This window comes from Nocardioides sp. Kera G14 (genome assembly GCF_020715565.1).
GTDB lineage: Bacteria > Actinomycetota > Actinomycetes > Propionibacteriales > Nocardioidaceae > Nocardioides.
This window is the reverse complement of the sequence record NZ_CP085839.1, coordinates 1366008-1380471: the sequence shown is the minus strand read 5'-3', so window position 1 is coordinate 1380471 and position 14464 is coordinate 1366008. Positions and strand designations below refer to the sequence as shown.

The 14464-nt window shown below is 69.6% G+C and carries 15 protein-coding genes and 1 pseudogene; 11 read left to right on the top strand and 5 right to left on the bottom strand.

Annotated elements, in window-relative coordinates:
- Positions 1 to 2: 2 nt before the first annotated feature.
- Positions 3 to 1673, top strand: coding sequence for an APC family permease (locus tag LH076_RS06830; RefSeq protein WP_227783236.1), 1671 nt, complete (start codon positions 3 to 5; stop codon positions 1671 to 1673).
- 13 nt (positions 1674 to 1686) lie between these two features.
- Here LH076_RS06830 and LH076_RS06825 read toward each other — a convergent pair whose 3' ends face one another.
- A complete protein-coding gene (locus LH076_RS06825; RefSeq protein ID WP_227783235.1) occupies positions 1687 to 2454 on the bottom strand; it encodes an SDR family NAD(P)-dependent oxidoreductase in 768 nt (255 codons plus the stop codon).
- A 52-nt stretch (positions 2455 to 2506) separates the two neighbouring features.
- Between LH076_RS06825 and LH076_RS06820 the strand changes: the two are divergent.
- Positions 2507 to 2680 (top strand): annotated as a pseudogene (locus LH076_RS06820) (trehalase-like domain-containing protein); the annotation flags it as partial.
- Between the two features lie 53 nt (positions 2681 to 2733).
- Positions 2734 to 4308, top strand: coding sequence for a glycoside hydrolase family 15 protein (locus LH076_RS06815; RefSeq protein WP_227783234.1), 1575 nt, complete (start codon positions 2734 to 2736; stop codon positions 4306 to 4308).
- On the opposite strand, the gene LH076_RS06810 is transcribed toward LH076_RS06815, so the two are convergent.
- Complete coding sequence (locus LH076_RS06810; protein WP_227783233.1) at positions 4292 to 4696, bottom strand: four-helix bundle copper-binding protein; 405 nt, start codon at positions 4694 to 4696, stop codon at positions 4292 to 4294. The two genes, LH076_RS06815 and LH076_RS06810, sit on opposite strands and share 17 nt — an antisense overlap.
- A 60-nt stretch (positions 4697 to 4756) precedes the next feature.
- Between LH076_RS06810 and LH076_RS06805 the strand changes: the two genes are divergently transcribed.
- On the top strand, positions 4757 to 5620 hold the full coding sequence (locus LH076_RS06805) for a TIGR03619 family F420-dependent LLM class oxidoreductase (RefSeq protein WP_227783232.1): 864 nt from the start codon (positions 4757 to 4759) through the stop codon (positions 5618 to 5620).
- 1 nt (position 5621) lies between these two features.
- On the opposite strand, the gene LH076_RS06800 is transcribed toward LH076_RS06805, so the two are convergent.
- Positions 5622 to 6653: an ecdysteroid 22-kinase family protein gene (locus LH076_RS06800; protein ID WP_227783231.1), complete on the bottom strand. Its 1032-nt coding sequence runs from the start codon at positions 6651 to 6653 to the stop codon at positions 5622 to 5624.
- A 30-nt stretch (positions 6654 to 6683) separates the two neighbouring features.
- On the opposite strand from LH076_RS06800, the gene LH076_RS06795 reads away from it, so the two are divergent.
- On the top strand, positions 6684 to 7766 hold the full coding sequence (locus LH076_RS06795) for a TIGR03857 family LLM class F420-dependent oxidoreductase (protein WP_227783230.1): 1083 nt from the start codon (positions 6684 to 6686) through the stop codon (positions 7764 to 7766).
- Between the two features lie 3 nt (positions 7767 to 7769).
- Here the strand turns inward: LH076_RS06795 and LH076_RS06790 are convergent, their stop codons facing one another.
- A complete protein-coding gene (locus LH076_RS06790) occupies positions 7770 to 8303 on the bottom strand; it encodes a TetR family transcriptional regulator (protein WP_227783229.1) in 534 nt (177 codons plus the stop codon).
- 172 nt (positions 8304 to 8475) lie between these two features.
- Here LH076_RS06790 and LH076_RS06785 point away from each other — a divergent pair, with 172 nt between their 5' ends.
- Positions 8476 to 9399 (top strand): SDR family NAD(P)-dependent oxidoreductase, encoded by a 924-nt coding sequence (locus tag LH076_RS06785; RefSeq protein ID WP_227783228.1) that lies wholly within the window; start codon positions 8476 to 8478, stop codon positions 9397 to 9399.
- Between the two features lie 44 nt (positions 9400 to 9443).
- Positions 9444 to 11216: a thiamine pyrophosphate-requiring protein gene (locus LH076_RS06780; RefSeq protein ID WP_227783227.1), complete on the top strand. Its 1773-nt coding sequence runs from the start codon at positions 9444 to 9446 to the stop codon at positions 11214 to 11216.
- Here LH076_RS06780 and LH076_RS06775 read toward each other — a convergent pair.
- Positions 11213 to 11683 (bottom strand): Lrp/AsnC family transcriptional regulator, encoded by a 471-nt coding sequence (locus LH076_RS06775; protein ID WP_227783226.1) that lies wholly within the window; start codon positions 11681 to 11683, stop codon positions 11213 to 11215. The genes LH076_RS06780 and LH076_RS06775 overlap by 4 nt on opposite strands.
- Positions 11684 to 11783: 100 nt before the next feature.
- Between LH076_RS06775 and hisC the strand changes: the two genes are divergently transcribed.
- Genes hisC through LH076_RS06755 form a run of 4 tightly spaced genes read left to right on the top strand, consistent with a single transcriptional unit; the run spans position 11784 to position 14442 of the window.
- Positions 11784 to 12857 (top strand): histidinol-phosphate transaminase, encoded by a 1074-nt coding sequence (hisC, locus tag LH076_RS06770; protein WP_227783225.1) that lies wholly within the window; start codon positions 11784 to 11786, stop codon positions 12855 to 12857.
- On the top strand, positions 12854 to 13489 hold the full coding sequence (locus LH076_RS06765; RefSeq protein WP_227783224.1) for a YitT family protein: 636 nt from the start codon (positions 12854 to 12856) through the stop codon (positions 13487 to 13489). The genes hisC and LH076_RS06765 overlap by 4 nt, the downstream gene beginning before the upstream one ends.
- Before the next feature lie 10 nt (positions 13490 to 13499).
- Entirely contained in the window at positions 13500 to 13829 is a 330-nt protein-coding gene (locus tag LH076_RS06760) for a TraR/DksA family transcriptional regulator (protein WP_227783223.1), read from the top strand.
- A 16-nt stretch (positions 13830 to 13845) separates the two neighbouring features.
- Positions 13846 to 14442: a methyltransferase domain-containing protein gene (locus LH076_RS06755; protein WP_227783222.1), complete on the top strand. Its 597-nt coding sequence runs from the start codon at positions 13846 to 13848 to the stop codon at positions 14440 to 14442.
- The last annotated feature ends 22 nt before the right edge of the window (positions 14443 to 14464 follow it).

Here is a 14464-nt window from a genome sequence, read left to right as displayed (position 1 = left end):
ATGTGAACACACGCACCGAGCTGGATCGCCAAGGGGCGGCCGAGCACGAGGACCACAAGCTCCGGCGGGAGCTGGGATTCTGGTCCCTCACTGCAGCCGGCGTCGGCAGCGTGATCGGCTCGGGATGGCTCTTCTCCGCGATGTACGCCTCCCAGGTCGCTGGGCCCGCGGCCCTGATCGCGTGGGTGATCGCCGGCGCGCTGATGCTGATGATCGCGTTGGTCTTCGCGGAGCTCGGCATGGTGCGCCCGGAGTCGGGCGGGCTCGTCCGCTACCCGCTCTACTCCAACGGACGGCTGGCCGCGAGCATCATCGGCTGGGCGATGTGGCTGGCCTACGTCACCAACCCGCCCAGTGAGGCCTCCGCCGTCGTGCAGTACGCCTCGACCTGGTGGGACGGCGTCTACGACTCCTCGAGCGGGGACCTCACCACACTCGGCACCGTGGTCGCGGTGCTCCTGATGGCGGCCTTCGTCGTGATCAACTACTTCGGTGTGAAGTGGTTCGCGAGGGCGAACGACGCCGTGACGACGGTGAAGCTCGCGATCCCCGTCATCACCGTCCTGCTGCTGCTCGCCAGCGGCTTCGGGGCCAACGAGAAGGCCGGCGGGATCTCGCACAACATCAGTGCGCAAGGCTTCGCGCCGTACGGCATCTCCGCCGCCTTCTCGGCGATCGCCTCCGGCGGACTGATCTTCGCCTACACGGGCTTCCGCAACGTGATCGAACTCTCCGGCGAGGCCCGCAACCCGCACCGCGACATCCCCCGCGCGATGATCGTGACGATCGGGTTCAGCATCGTGCTCTACCTCGGCCTGCAGGTCGGCTACCTCGCGGGCCTGCCGGCCGCCGAGCTCGCCAAGACCGGCTGGCACGGGATCAACCTCGACTCGCCCTTCGCCGACCTCGCCAAGCTGCTCGGCTTCACCTGGCTCTCCTGGTTGCTGATCGCCGACTCGTCGATCTCCCCGTCGGGCGCGGGCATCGTCTACACCGCGGCCAATGCCCGCAACGTCTTCGGCCTGGCCAAGAACGGCTTCTTCCCCGGGATCGTGATGCGCGTGAGCGACCGCACCGGCGTGCCCGTGGCCGCGCTGTTCGTGAACTTCGTCCTCGGCGCCGGCACGATCGTCCTGCTGCCCAGCTGGCACAGCATCGTCGAGGTGCTCAGCGCACTCACGGCGCTCACCTTCTCGATCGGCTCCGTCTCACTGCTGGTCTTCCGCCGCGTCGGGCTCGGGGATGCGGCGAGCAGGCTGCGCGGCATGGAGCTCGTCGCGCCCGCAGCCTTCGTCGTGTCCTCGCTGGTGATCCTCTGGCAGGACTGGGACACCCTCTGGAAGACGATCATCCCCCTGCTGGTCGGCCTGGTCTGGTTCTCGATCAGCTTCGTCCGCGGCGAGCGGAACCCCGGCGACCTGGCAGGCGGCATCTGGCTCGTCGTCTACATCGCTTTCATCTACGTCGTCGCCGCGGTCGGCAACTTCGGTGGAACAGGCTGGCTCCCCCAGCCCTGGGACTCGGTCGTGGTCGCGGTCGGCTCCCTGGGCAGCTACCTCTGGGGCGTGCGCGCCGGGACGCAGTACCTCACCGGTCACCCTCGCCTCCTCGAGCGCTTGCGCACGAACTCGGGCGAGATGATCGACGACGGCCCGACCCCGGTGGGCCTCTAACCCGAGGGCACGCCTAGAGGCCGACGCTCCCTTGCATGATCCCGCCGTCGACGACGACCGTCGTCGAGGTCATGTACGCCGCCTTGCCCGAGGCGAGGAAGACGACCACGTCGGCGATCTCGTCGGCCTCGGCCATCCGGCCCAGCGGGATGGAGGCGTTGAGCGCCTTCATCTTCTCGGGGTCGGCCTCGGTCGACGCGTTGATCGGGGTGCTGACCGCGCCGGGCGCGATGTTGACCATCCGGATGCCGTGCCCGCCCAGCTCGACACCGGCGGTGCGGGTGAGCATGCGCATGCCGCCCTTGGAGACGCAGTAGGCGATGTTGCCCGGCATCGGCCAGTCCTCGTGGACCGAGGAGATGTTGAGGATCAGCCCGCCGTCACCTTGGGCGATGAACTGCTTGGCCGCCGCCTGGCTGCCGAAGAAGGCGCTCTTCATGTTCACCGCCATGACCTTCTCGAACTCCTCCTCCCCGGTCTCGAGCAGGCTGTGCCTGGTCTCGATGCCGGCGTTGTTGACGAGCACGTCGAGCCGGCCGAAGGTGTCGACCGCCTTCTGCACCATCGCGTGCAGGTCATCCGACTTCGACACGTCGGCCTGGATGCCGACGGCGTGGCCACCGGCACTCTCGATCCGCTCGATGAGCGAGGCGGTCTCCTCCGGATGCGCGACGTAGTCGATCACCACGTTCGCGCCCTCGGCGGCTGCGGCGAGCACGATCGCCTCGCCGATGCCGCTGTTGCCCCCGGTGACCACGATCGTCTTCTCCTTCAACAACATGCAGCCCACGCTACGACGCCCCCGGTAGGCCCCCGGTGGCACGATCGAGGACATGGCGCGGATCGAGGACTACGCACTGCTCGGCGACCTCCACACGGCAGCACTGGTCAGCACCGAGGGCTCGGTCGACTGGCTGTGCCTCCCGCGCTTCGACTCCCCGGCCTGCTTCGCGGCTCTCCTCGGCGGCCCGGAGGCAGGTCACTGGACGCTCGCCCCGGCAGGTGCCGGCAGCTGCACCCGCCGGCAGTACGTCGACGACACGCTCGTCCTCGAGACCGAATGGGAGACCGAGACGGCTCCGTACGCGTCTCCGACTTCATGCCACCGCGCGGCGAAGCCCCCGACATCGTGCGGATCGTGGAGGGCCTCAGCGGCAGCGTGGAGATGCACGGGGAGCTCGCCCTCCGTCTGGACTACGGCCGGATCCGTCCGTGGGTGCACCACGACGGTGAGCAGATGGTCGCCGTCGCCGGTCCCGACTCCCTGCGCCTGCGCACACCGGCCCCCACACGCGGTCACGAATGGACCACCGTCTCCGACTTCACCGTCCGGCGCGGTGACCGGGTCCCGTTCGTCCTCACGTGGTCACCGAGCTTCGAGGCCGCACCGACACCGGTCGATCCCGAGCAGGCACTGGCGGACACCCTCGACTACTGGCGGACATGGGCCGGCCAGGGCCACGCGATCGAGGGCCCGTACCGCGACGCGATCAGGCGCTCGCTGATCACCCTCAAGGCACTCACCTATGCACCCACGGGCGGCATCGTGGCTGCGGCGACCACCTCGCTGCCTGAGCAGATCGGCGGCCCCCGCAACTGGGACTACCGCTACTGCTGGCTGCGTGATTCGACCTATGCGCTCCAGGCCCTGCAGGCGGCCGGTTACACCGATGAGGCGAAGGCGTGGCGCGACTGGCTGCTGCGTGCCGTCGCGGGCGACCCGTCGGAGCTGCAGATCATGTACTCCCTCGACGGCAGCCGGCGGCTCCCTGAGTTCGAGCTGCCGTGGCTGCGCGGCTACGAGGGGTCGGCACCTGTACGGATCGGCAACGCCGCCTCCGACCAGCTGCAGCTCGACGTCTGGGGCGAGACGCTCGACGGCCTCGCCCTCGCCCGTGAGGCCGGCATCGGCAGCGACGCCGATGCCTGGGATCTGCAGGTCGCCCTGATGGAGCACCTCGAGGGCGCGTGGGACAAGCCGGACAACGGCCTGTGGGAGATGCGCGGGGACCGCCGCCACTTCACCCATTCCAAGGTGATGGCCTGGGTCGCCGCCGATCGGATGGCCACCGCAGTACGGAACCATGATGAGCTGCATGGGCCGGCCGATCGGTGGGAGCAGCTGCGCGACACGATCCATGCCGACGTACTCGCGCACGGTTTCGATGCCGAGCGCAACACCTTCGTCCAGTCCTATGGCGCCACGGGGCTGGATGCGAGCCTGCTGCTCATCCCCCGCGTCGGCTTCCTGCCCGGCGACGACCCGCGGGTCCTCGGCACCATCGACGCCATCCGCGCTGACCTCAGCGAGGACGGGATGCTCAAGCGCTACCAGACCAGCTCCTCCGACGACGGTCTGCCTGGCAGCGAGGGGCTCTTCATCGCGTGCTCGTTCTGGCTCGTCGACGCCCTCCATCTCGCGGGGCGGGAGCGCGAGGCTGTGGAGGTCTATGAGCGGCTACTCGGCCTGCGCAACGACGTCGGCCTGCTCAGCGAGGAGTGGGACCCCGTCGCGCGTCGCCAGTTGGGCAACACGCCCCAGGCGTTCAGTCACTTCCCCTTGGTCACGTGCGGGCTCCAGCTCCACTCCGGTGGGCCGCGCCGCAGCCACGAGCCGATCAATCCAAGCTGCTGAGCAGGTCGCGACACGCCTTCTCACAGCGACGGCATGCCTCGGCGCAGATCCTGCAGTGCTCGTGCATGTCGGCATGGCTCTCGCACTCGTCACCGCAGGCCTTGCAGGCGGCGGCGCACGCTTCGAGGAACGCCCGGGTGAGGTTGGCGTCGTAACCGGTGTGCCGGGACAGCGCATTGCCCGTCGTCGCACAGATGTCCGCGCAATCGAGGTTCGTGCGAATGCACTTCGTCAACTGGGCGACCATGTCCTCCGAAAGACAGGCGTCCGCGCAGGCCGTACAGGTCTGCGAACACTCGAAGCAGGCCTCGATGCACTCGGCCAGCTTCTCGCGATCGATTCCGCCGAGGTCCTTGGGGTAGGCCTCGAGCATCTTGGTGTGAGTCATGTGAGTCGCGTACCCGCGTTCCTCGCGCACATAGGGGTCGTGGCGCCATAGTCTCCGACCGTGGAGTTCGCCTTCGTCGCCGCCTTCCAGCCGTGGGAACAGATCGTGCCGCTTGCGCAGGCCTGCGAGGAGGCAGGGTTCCGCGCACTGTCGCTCGCGGACCATGTCGTGGACCACGAGAACCTCTCGGCGGCGTACCCCTACACGGAGGATCAGCGGCGTCGCTGGCAGCCGGGAACGGACTGGCCTGACCCGTGGGTCCTCATCGGTGCTCTCGGGCAGGCGACGACACGACTGGAGTTCTTCACGTCGGTCTACGTCGCCGCCCTGCGGAGTCCGTTCGTCGTCGCCAAGGCGGTCGGGACGGCCGCAGCCCTGACCGGCGGGCGCGTCCGACTCGGTGTCGGAGTCGGGTGGAACGCCGAGGAGTTCGACCTGCTCGAGGCCGACTTCCGCACACGCGGTCGACGGACGGACGAGGCGCTCGCGCTGATGGCCGAGCTCTGGTCCCCGGGGTGGACGACGTTCGAGGGCGAGTTCTACTCCTGCGAATCCCTCGTGATGAAGCCCCAGCCGCCGGGCCCCGTGCCGATCTGGGTCGGCGGACTCTCGGACGTCGCCCTGCGTCGCGCCGCGCGGCACGACGGTTGGGTCGGGGACATGGCGACGGTCGACGAGGGGATCGCTCTCGCCGGACAACTGCGCTCGCTGCGGGAGGAGGCTGGTCGCGGTGACAAGCCGTTCGAGGTGGTGCCTGCCCTGATCGACGCGATCACCCCGGGTGACTTCGAGCGTGCGGCCGCGGGCGGCGTCACCATGACCATGACGGTGCCGTGGATGTACTACCACCCCGCCGACGCGAGCCTGGAGCAGAAGCTCGACGGCATCGGCCGCTTCGGCGAGGACGTCATCGCCAAGCTGTAGCTCAGAACGGACGCTCGAGGGTGCCGAGGTCGCGTACGGCGGCGCAGGAGCCGGAGATGATCCGCGCCATCACCTGGTCCCCGCGGTCGGTGCGCGTGCTGTAGGCGAAGGCGAACTGGGCGATGATCGCACCTTGGAGCGCTCCGTAGACGTAGTCGTCCCAGGCCCGCTCGAGCGGGTAGTCGGACACCCAGTCGGTCAGGGCCTCGTGCCAGGCACCGACAAGCTCGCGCTCGTGCGCGCGCCGGTCGTCGACGGACAGGCTGCTCGAGAGGAAGTACGCCAAGTCCCGCGCCGGATGGCCGAGGGAGAGTGTCTGCCAGTCGATGGCGACCGACTCCGGTGTGTCCAGGTCGAAGAGCAGGTTGTCGACGCGGTAGTCACCGTGGACGAGGCTGAACCGATCACCACGCGCGAGCGTCCAGTCGGCCAGCACCGACGGGATGCGGTCCAACACGGCGTGGTCATCCGGTGACAGCAGGTCGCCGATCCCCGCGAGGAAGAGCTCGTGCGTGGGCGGGTAGAACTCGCCCATCATCGTCGCGTCGTCGGGACCGAAGAGTGCCAGGCCCTCGACCTCCAGGAGGGCCCGGTCGCACCAGCGCGGGCCGTGCAGCCCGGCGAGATTGACCACCGCCGCCCGGGCACGGTCGACGGAGCAGCCGGCGAGCTGATCCCCCGGCTCGGCCGAGGACAGGTCCTCGAGCAGGAGGACGAACGCACCGCCCTCGCCCAGAGCGGCGTGGTAGCAGCGCGGCGTCCGGACCGCGACGGTGTCGACCAGCTCTCGGTAGAACCGCACCTCGGCGGCGTACGGGCCGGCGAGCATCGCGCGCGAAGCCTCATCCAGCGTGGGCAGCTTGGCCACCATCTGCGCCGGGAGCTCGGCCGAGCCCTCGAGCTTGAGCCGGTAGACCGCGCCGATCTGGCCGGTGCCGATCGGCTCGGCGACGAAGGAGGCGACGGGGGCACCCAACACCCCGGTCAGCCAGGGCGCGGTGAGGTCGTCGATCCAAACTGGAACCTGTTCCATTCTGGCAACCTAGTCCGTTACGGTCCGGATGTGGAGCAACTCAATGAGCTCGGCTACTACTGCGTGACCCGTCACCCCGCCGATGCGAGAGTGCTCTTTCCCGAGGCGAGGAAGGCCGAGGAGCTCGGCCTCGGCGCCGTGCACATCGGTGAGCGGTTCACGGTGAAGGAGGCGGCGGTCCTCTCCGGGGCGCTGGCCGGCCACACCACGAACCTCGGCATCGCCACTGCGGCCACGAACCAGAACACGCGGCACCCGATGATCACCGCGGCGATCGGCTCGACCATGCATGCCCTCACCGAGGGACGGTTCGCGCTCGGCTTTGCACGCGGCGTCGCGGCGCACTGGGAGATCATCGGCCTGCCCACCCTCACGGAGGCACGGATGCGTGACTTCACCGACCTGCTGCGACGGCTCTGGGCCGGCGAGCGGATCTGGAACCACGACGGTCCTGCCGGGAAGTGGCCGTTGCTGTACCACGACAACAACCTCGAGGACGCGCCGCCGATCGGGTTCGTCGGCGTCGGGCCGAAGACCCTCCAGATGGCCGGGGAGATCGGCGACTTCGTCGTCCTTCACACGTTCTTCTCCGACGAGGCGACCACCGCGTCCGTGGAGGCCGTGCGCCGCGGCGCCGCGAAGGCGGGCAGGGATCCTGACAGCGTCCGGATCTGGGCCGTGGTCGCGACCATCCCCGATGACCTGCCCGACGAGGACCGGCTCCGCCGCCGCGTCGGCCGGCTCTCCTCCTACCTCCAGGGGTACGGCGACATCCTGGTGAAGACCAACGGCTGGGATCCCGGCGTCTGGGAGCGCATCCGTACGAGTGAGGCCTACAACCGCACGGAGGGCGCCATCGATGCCAACGCGACGATCGAGACGTTGGAGGAGCTCGACGCGATGTTCCCCGAGGACTGGCTCGCCTCAGCCGCCACCGGCACTGCCGCCGAGTGCGCCGACTTCGTCTCCCACCAGTTCGACCTCGGCGTGCACTCGGTGATCATGCACGGCGCGACGCCGGACGAGATCGCCCCGGTCGTCGAGGCCTACCGAGACAACCGTCCCGTCCTGAAGCGTGCGGTGGCAGCGAACCCGGGACGCTTCGCCGACTGATCCTCAGCCCAGTAACCCGGCCAGTGCCTCACCGACCGCCTCCATCGAAGCGGTCATCCGGTCAAGCAGCTGCTCGGGATCGCCGGGTCGTCCCTCCCAAGTGCGCAAGGTCGCGATGTACACCCCCTGATGCGCTGAGGCGATCGCCATCGGATAAGGGTGCAGGGAGTCGACGCCCATTCGTCCCGCGACGAACGCGGCCACGATCGTGACCCATCGTTCCCACCGGTCCGCTGCCTCGGCACGGAGCGCCGGAACGCTGTCGAAGAGGACGAACCGCTCCCACCACACGCCGCGGTCATCCGTCCCGGCGTACACCGCCTGCCCCACCGCGGCCCGAATGGCAGCCATCGTGTCCTCGGCCGCGGTCGCCGCCAGCGACGAGCTCAGCTGCTCCAGGGCACGGTCGAATCCGGCCCACACGATCGCAGCCTTGGTGCGGAAGTAGCGGAACACGGTCGAGCGGCTGATCCCCATCTCGGCGGCGATCTGGTCCACAGAGACCGCCTCGTAGCCGTCGCGGAGCCACAGCCGCATCGCCACCTCCTCAACGGCGTCCGGGGTCGAGACCGGAGGGCGACCGGCATTACCTCTGGAGCGTGGTGCCGTCATGGCGTCCTCCTGGAGAACGAGGTTGTGAGACGGAGTATCATAATAGCAGGGAGCGGGCGCCAGTGCCCGTCCAAGGACAGCAGAGGAGCTGGGGCAAATGTTGGACTTCGAAGGCCGCGTAGCGATCGTCACTGGTGCGGGCCAAGGCATGGGCGAGGCCCACGCGAAGACGCTCGCCGCCCGCGGCGCGCGCGTGATCGTCAACGATGTCGTGCAGGCGAACGCCGAAGCGGTGGTCAAGGCCATCACCGACGCCGGGGGTACGGCAGTGGTTGACACCCACGACGTCTCCACCGGTGGTTCCGAGATCGTCGGTACCGCACTGGACAACTTCGGGCGACTCGACATCGTCGTCGCGAACGCAGGCATCCTGCGCGTCGGCCTCTTCGGCGAGCAGCCGCTCGAGGAGTTCTGGAAGGTGTTCGACGTCTCCTTCAAGGGAACCGTCGAGATGCTGCACGCGGCCTGGCCGCATCTGGTGGACTCCGGGAGCGGTCGGGTCATCCTCGTCTCGTCCTCCGGCCTCTTGGCCAACCCCGGCGCCAGCGCCTACGGCGCCGCCAAGGCGGCACTCTTCGGCTTGGGCAACACCCTGGCGATGGAGGGCGACCGGGTCGGCGTCCAGGTGACGACCATCATGCCGACGGCCTGGACCCCGATGACCGAGAACGCCTACACCGATCCGACCATCCTCTCGACACTGCGCGACACCATGGGTCCTGAGTACGTCTCGGGCTTCATCACCTGGCTGGCCCATCAGGAGACCACGGTGCACGGAGACTTCTTCGAGATCGGCGGCAACCACGCCGGGCGCCTCGTCCTCGCCGGACTGCCGAGGGTGTTCAGCGACGACGCATCGGCCGAGAGTTGGACCGAGCACGCCGCCGCCCTGACGTCCGACTCCGACGACCTCGAGCAGTTCCGGATCACCGGTGACCAGTTCGCCTCGGAGATGATCGCCTCGAATCCGGCCGTCAAGGACGCGCTCGCCGGCATGAACGCCGCGGACCTGGGCGCCTGAAGGCCGAATCGGTTGCGATCACCACGGCGGGGTACAGGCCGTGTATGACTGAGCGACTCGTGGCGGACCTGGTCGTCGAACGACTGCGGGCGTGGGGCGTGCACCGCGTCTTCGGCTATTCGGGCGACGGCATCAACGGCCTGATGGGCGCGCTGCGACGCGCGGAGGGCGACCCGGCGTTCGTCCAGGCGCGGCACGAGGAGAACGCCGCGCTGATGGCGGTCGGCCATGCGAAGTACACCGGCGGCGTCGGCGTGGTCACCAGCACGCAGGGCCCCGGCGCAGTCCACCTGCTCAACGGCCTCTACGACGCCAAGCTCGACCACCAGCCGGTCGTCGCGATCGTCGGCCAGCAGGCGACCACCGCGTTGGGCTCGGAGTACCAGCAGGAGATCGACCTGCCCGCGCTGTTCAAGGACGTCGCGGCCCAGTACTGCCAGACCGTGCTGGCTCCCGAGCAGGCCGGGATGGTCGTCGACAGAGCGTTCCGGACCGCCCTCGCGACGCGGTCGCCCTGCGTCGTCGTGCTCCCCCACGACGTACAGGTCGAGCCGGCACCGGAGGTGCCGCCGCACGAGCACGGCGTCGTCCCGACCGCACCCCAGTGGCGCGCACCGCGCGTCCTCCCTGCCGACGACGACCTCGCCGAGGCTGCCGCAGTCCTGAACGCCGGCGACCGGGTCGCGATCATGCTCGGCCAAGGTGCGCGAGACGTCGGGCCGCTCGTGCAGGAGGTGGCCGATCGGCTCGGAGCGGGGGTGGTGACGAGCCTGCTCGGCAAGCCGTGGTGGGACGAGACGCTGCCCTACAGTTGCGGTGTCATGGGCCACCTCGGCACCACCGCCTCCGGGTGGTTGATGGAGCACTGCGACACCCTCCTCATGATCGGCACCAACGACCCGTGGACCGAGTTCTACCCCGAGCCGGGGCAGGCCCGGGCCGTCCAGATCGACCTCGACGGCCGACACCTCGGCAACCGCTATCCGGTCGAGGTCGGCCTCGTGGGTGACGCCTCCGAGACCCTGACTGCGCTCCTCCCCCTACTCGAGGAGAAGACCGACCCGACGTGGCGGGCGAACGTCGTCGACCAGGTCGAACGGTGGCACCGCATCGCCTCGGAGCGGGCGGTCGCAGCCACGCCGCTCAGTCCGGAGCACGTCGTCCGGACGCTGACTCCACGTCTGCCGGCCGACGCGCAGCTGAGCATCGATGTCGGCTCGGTCGTCTACTGGTACGCCCGGCACCTGACCCTCCCGCAAGGAGTGCAGGCGCATCTCTCCTCCACGCTCGCCTCGATGGGCTCCGGGCTCCCCTACGGCTTGGCCGCCAAGCTGGCGTCGCCGGACCGCCCGGTCGTCGCCCTCGTCGGCGACGGCGGCATGCAGATGAACGGCGTCGCCGAGCTGATCACCGTCTCCTCGCGCTGGAAGGACTGGGCCGACCCGCGGTTCGTCGTGCTCGTGCTCAACAACCGTGACCTCGCCGAGGTGACGTGGGAGCAGCGGGAGACCGAGGGCGACCCGCGGTACGACGTCAGCCAGTCGCTCCCCGACTTCCCCTATGCGGGGTACGCCGAGCTCCTGGGCATGACCGGCATCCGTGTGGAGGCCGGCGACGATGTCGAGGCGGCGTGGGACCGGGCGCTCAGCGCTGTTCGTCCGGTCGTCCTCGAGGCCGTCGTCGATCCCGACGTGCCCCTGTTGCCGCCGTTTCCGGCGGGCGAGCAGAAGCTCGACAGCTTCCACCGCGCGCTGGATCAGGAGGGCAACGAGCACGCGCGCTCGTTGCTCGAGGACCAGGCTGGACAGGAGAGCTAAGGGGTGGCCAGGCGCGCGATGAGCGACCTCGTCCGCCGTGGCAGCGGCTGTGACAGTGAGACGGCGGTGCTCGAGCGGGCGACGCCCGGCGTGCGGACGATCGCGTTGGTGATCCGGTAGAGGTCGTCGGCGTCCTGTGCCGCCACGGTCACGAGCAGGTCGGCATCGCCGGTCGTCGCGTGGATCTCGACGACCTCGGGGATCTCCACCAGCGCCGCCTCCGCGCTCTCGCTGAGCGCCTGGTCGATCTGCAGGGAGATGAACGCGATCAGCGGATGGCCCAGCGTCGTCAGCGACACCCGCTGACTGAAGCCGAGGAAGAGACCCTCGGCCTCCATGCGGCGCAGGCGCGCATGGACGGTGTTGCGCGAGACCCCGAGGCGTTTGGCGACGGCGAGGAGTGCGGCGTCCGGCTCGTCATCGAGCGCCAGCAGGATCTGGGCGTCGAGCGGGTCAAGGCGGATCATGCTTGGCATTCTGCCCCTGTCCCCGCGCATGTGGCGACGATCTGCCAAGCGAAAGGTGTCTTGGTTGTGCAGACCGGTCCCGGGTCCTCAGCATGGAGGCATGACCCCGACTCTCCCCGGCCCGGTCCCCCGCTCCCTCCTCAGCCAGCTTCCCGCGTACGTCGCCGGGCGCCGTGCCGCGGGCGCCGAGGTGGCCGCGCTGGCCTCCAACGAGAGCCACTTCGCGCCGCTCCCCGCCGTGGTCGACGCGATCTCCCAGGGCGCGGCGCGGGTCAACCGCTACCCCGACCCGCAGGGCCTCGAGCTGCGTGCCGCGATCGCGAAGCACGTCGGAGCGGGCACGGACGAGGTCGCGATCGGGCCGGGCAGCAGCGGCGTGCTGCAACAGCTCCTCACCGCACTGTGCGAGCCGGGCGACGAGGTGATCCACGCGTGGCGCTCCTTCGAGGCCTACCCGATCCTGGTGCGCCTCGCCGGAGCAGTCGCCGTCGGCGTACCGCTGGCGGGTGAGCGGCACGACCTGGCTGCGATGGCCGCGGCGGTCACGGACCGCACCCGACTCATCCTGCTCTGCACCCCGAACAACCCGACCGGCGTGGCACTGACGACGGCTGAGGTCGACGACCTCCTCGCCCGGGTCCCACAGCACGTGCTCGTCGCGATCGACGAGGCGTATGTCGAATACGACGACTCCGGCTTCGACGGGCTCGAACTCCTCCGCCGGCATCCCAACGTCTGCCTCGTCCGCACCTTCTCCAAGGCACACGGTCTCGCCGGACTCCGGGTGGGCTATGCGGTGGCACGCCCTGAGATCGCCGAGGCGGTCCGACGCACGATGCTGACCTTCGCCGTGACGGACCTCGCCCAGAGCGCGGCGCTCGCCTCACTCGCCGCGGTCGACGAGATGGAGCGGCGCGTGCGCGAGGTGAGGGCGGAGCGCGAGCGCATGATCGCGCGCCTCCGGGAGTTGGGATGGGAGACGCCCGACTCGCAGGCCAACTTCGTCTGGCTCCGCTGCTCCGACGAGCGACGGGAGCACCTGATGGAGTCGTTCGACCACGCCGACGTCCTGGTACGCGGCTATGCCGGCGATGGGATCCGGATCACCATCGCCGACCGGGTCGCCAACGATCGCGCGCTCGCCGTCCTCGCACCGGTCGGGGCGCTGGCATGACCACCGTCGTGACTCCGCTGCGCCCGGTGACGCCGGCGCCGCTGCGGCACACGCCCGCCGAGGACGCCCTCGGCCTGCTGACCGGCCCGTTCGTCAGCGCGCTGGGCCTCGCGCTGCTCCATGGCAGCGGCATCGTCACCGGCGGGACCGCCGGCCTCTCACTGTTGCTGAGCTACCTGCTGCCGGTGCCGTTCGCGGTCATCTTCAGTGCCGTCAACCTGCCCTTCATCGCGCTCGCGATCCACACCTTGGGCTGGAACTTCGCGCTGCGGACCGTCGGATGCGTCGCGCTCGTGTCGGTCTTCTCGCTCGTGCACACCGCGCTGCTGCCCGACATGCACCTCGCCACCTGGTACTCCGCGCTCGTCGGCAACCTGCTCTGCGGCATCGCCATCCTGATCCTCTTCCGGCACCGCTCGAGCCTCGGTGGCTTCAACATCGTCTGCCTGCTGCTGCAGGAGCGCCTCGGGCTGCGGGCCGGTTATGTGCAGATGGGTCTCGATGTCGCCGTGGTGCTCTGCTCGCTGGCGACGGCCTCGCCGGTCGACGTACTCATCTCGGCGGGCGGCGCCGTCGTGCTCAACCTGGTGCTCGCCTTCAACCACCGGCCGGGGCGCTACACCGCCGCGTAAGACTGGTCGGATGGACCCGACCCGCGACCGTCTCCTCGCCGAGCGCGCTCGGACCGTACGTCGGCTCGCGGAGCTGACCGGCGACTTCCGCGAGATCGTCGACGCCTCGCGCGACACCAACGCCGACGACGAGCATGATCCGGAGGGCGCGACGATCGCCTTCGAGCGCTCGCACGTGGCGACGCTGGTGGCCCAGGCGCGCACCCAGATCGAGGAGCTCGACGCGGCCCTCTCACGGGTCGATGCCGGGACCTATGGGGTCTGCGAGCGGTGCGGCCGGCCGATCGACCCGGCGAGGCTGGAGGTTCGTCCGACGGCGCGGACATGTGTGGCGTGCTGACGGGTATCACTCGGCCATGCCCACGACGTCGTACGGCCCGTTGACCATCGCGTACGACGGATCCGTCCTCGCGCCGCGCGCGTGGACGATCGAGCAGTCGGAGTGGGGCGCCTCGCTCTGGGACCGCACTCCGCGCGGACCGGTGCTCGAGCTGTGCAGCGGCGTCGGGCACATCGGCCTGGCGCTGGCCCTGCGGACCTCGGCGGAGCTCGTGATGGTCGACTCCTCGGCCGACGCGTGCGACTACGCGCGGAAGAACGCAGCGGACGCCGGGCTCTCGGAGCGCGTCGAGGTCAGGTGCGGGGACCTGGAGACGTCCCTTGCGCCGGACGAGCGCTTCGACGTGATCCTCGCCGATCCGCCGTGGGTGCCCAGCGACTCCGTCGCCGGGTTCGCGGAAGACCCCGAGCACGCGATCGACGGCGGGCCCGACGGGCTCGCCCTCGTGCGCACGTGTCTCGACCTGATCGCCGCGCATCTCTCGCCCGAGGGGCACGCGGTCCTGCAGGTGGGTCCCGGCCAGTCCGATGACCTCGCCCATCCGGGCCTGGTCGTCCTCGAGACCCGCTGGTTCGGGGACCGGGGCGAGCTGGTCCACATTCAGCGAGAATGAATCCTCCCGTGTGAGGTACCCC